The sequence below is a fragment of the Mesorhizobium sp. M2A.F.Ca.ET.067.02.1.1 genome, from assembly GCF_004023285.1.
Lineage (GTDB): Bacteria > Pseudomonadota > Alphaproteobacteria > Rhizobiales > Rhizobiaceae > Mesorhizobium.
In genome coordinates this window covers 1-1,726 of the sequence record NZ_RZSB01001018.1, presented here as the reverse complement: position 1 = coordinate 1,726, position 1,726 = coordinate 1, and the positions used below count along the sequence as shown (strand labels likewise).

Below are 1,726 nucleotides of genomic sequence, written 5' to 3'. Positions count from 1 at the left end.
GTCGACAATCCCGATCAGAGATCCGGCGTCGACATCGTGCGGCGCGCGATCGAGGCTCCGGCGCGCCAGATCGCCGAGAATGCCGGATCGGAAGGCTCGATCATCGTCGGCAAGCTGCGCGAGAAGACGGACTTCGCCTACGGCTGGAACGCCCAGACCGGCCAGTATGGCGACCTCTACAAGCAGGGCGTGATCGACCCCGCCAAGGTGGTGCGCACCGCGCTGCAGGATGCGGCCTCGGTCGCCGGTCTGCTCGTCACCACTGAGGCGATGGTGGCCGAAAAGCCGAAGAAGGAAGCCGCCCCGGCCGTGCCGGCCGGCGCCGGCATGGACTTCTGAGACGCTGACGAGAGCCCGCTCCCGGCTACGGGAGCGGGCGTTCCGCCAAAACTTGGGAGGGCGTTATGAACATGATGAGCGCAGATGGCTCGATTCCCGCGCCGACGCATTCGGCAAGCGAATTCCTCGCCTATGAAGCCGAATGCCGGAGCGCGCTGAAACCGCTGCTGGCAGGCCTGCTCGACGCGGCCGAAGCCACCGGGTGGAACCGGCGGACGGTCGCCTCGACGCTGATGTTCCTTGCCGCGCAGCAGGTGTCGTCCACCGAAACATCGGCGCGAAGCTGAGCGAAATCGGCCCCCGCCACAGCGGGGGCCGTCCAACTATGTCGCGATGGGATTTGGGCGAAGGGAATTGCGATTGCCATGATTGCAGGACGCTTGCGGGAATGCCTGAGAAGCTTGCGATGGGACGCCGGCGACCTTGCGCAGGAGCTTGGCTGTTCCAGGACCGATGCGACGCGCTGGATCGACGGGCGCGCCCCGGTGCCGCTGGCGGTCGCCGCCTGGATCGAGGCCCTGGCCAAGGCGCATAGCGCGCTGCCGCCGCCGCGCCTGAACCAGCAGATTTCAGCGACGCACAGCACGCCGGCGGGCCTGATCAATGTGCAGGCCTTCCCCGGCATAGGCCAGCCGCGGCCGCATGGCATCGTCCTGCAACCACCCTACCCGCGCCGGCATGCGCTCGCCGGTGGGCTTCGCCCGGGCACCGTGGGTATCCACCCGAAAGAGGGGCCAGACCATGAACCACGACCGCTTTGAAGAGCCTGTCACGGTGCTTGTCGGCATGGGCTTGCCGGCGCGTCTGGAGACGGTGGCGGAAGCCTATGCCCTGCTGCAGGATTGGCCGGCCGCGAGCAGGAGCAGCGCGCATGCGATCGCGCTCAATGCCTGCAAGGCCGGCATTGCCGGCGAAATCGACGCGGAGACGGTGCGGGCAACCCTTGTTGCCTTCGCCCGCCGCAACGATATTCTGGCGCCGGACATGGTTTCGCTGCGCCCGCGGCGCTGGCAGGGCGCGCGTCCACAAGCAACAATGGCACAAGTAACAATAGCTGAAGATTTGAAGCCCGGCGCGTGCTGCGCGGCGGACAAACGACCAACCCAGGAATTCTGAATGACGACTGACACCAAGACGGCGGAAACCAGGACATTCGAGGCGGACGTCTCGCGGCTGCTGCACATGATGGTGCATTCGGTCTATTCGGACCGCGACGTCTTCCTGCGCGAGCTGATCTCCAACGCGGCGGATGCCTGCGAAAAGCTGCGCTTCGAGGCGGTGAGCCGTCCCGAGCTTCTGGGCGACGATCCGAAGCCGCGCATCACGATTGCCGCCGACCCGGACAATAAGCAGCTTTCTGGCGAGGACAACGGCATCGGCATGAGCC

At 66.3% G+C, this 1,726-nt stretch carries 4 protein-coding genes and 1 pseudogene; all 5 read left to right on the top strand.

What is annotated here, in order from left to right; genetic code table 11:
• Positions 1-339: TCP-1/cpn60 chaperonin family protein (locus EOA28_RS34910; RefSeq protein ID WP_281060954.1), on the top strand; the 339-nt coding region annotated here is incomplete at its 5' end.
• A 65-nt stretch (positions 340-404) separates the two neighbouring features.
• Positions 405-626: a hypothetical protein gene (locus tag EOA28_RS34905; protein WP_126078119.1), complete on the top strand. Its 222-nt coding sequence runs from the start codon at positions 405-407 to the stop codon at positions 624-626.
• Positions 627-740: 114 nt separating this feature from the next.
• A complete protein-coding gene (locus EOA28_RS39270) occupies positions 741-1,100 on the top strand; it encodes a hypothetical protein (RefSeq protein ID WP_189342369.1) in 360 nt (119 codons plus the stop codon).
• The gene (locus EOA28_RS34895; protein ID WP_127252251.1) at positions 1,081-1,455 is read left to right on the top strand and encodes a DUF982 domain-containing protein; all 375 of its coding nucleotides are present in this window, start codon (positions 1,081-1,083) and stop codon (positions 1,453-1,455) included. Before EOA28_RS39270 ends, EOA28_RS34895 begins: the two co-directional genes overlap by 20 nt.
• A pseudogene (locus EOA28_RS34890) lies at positions 1,456-1,726 on the top strand (molecular chaperone HtpG); the annotation flags it as partial.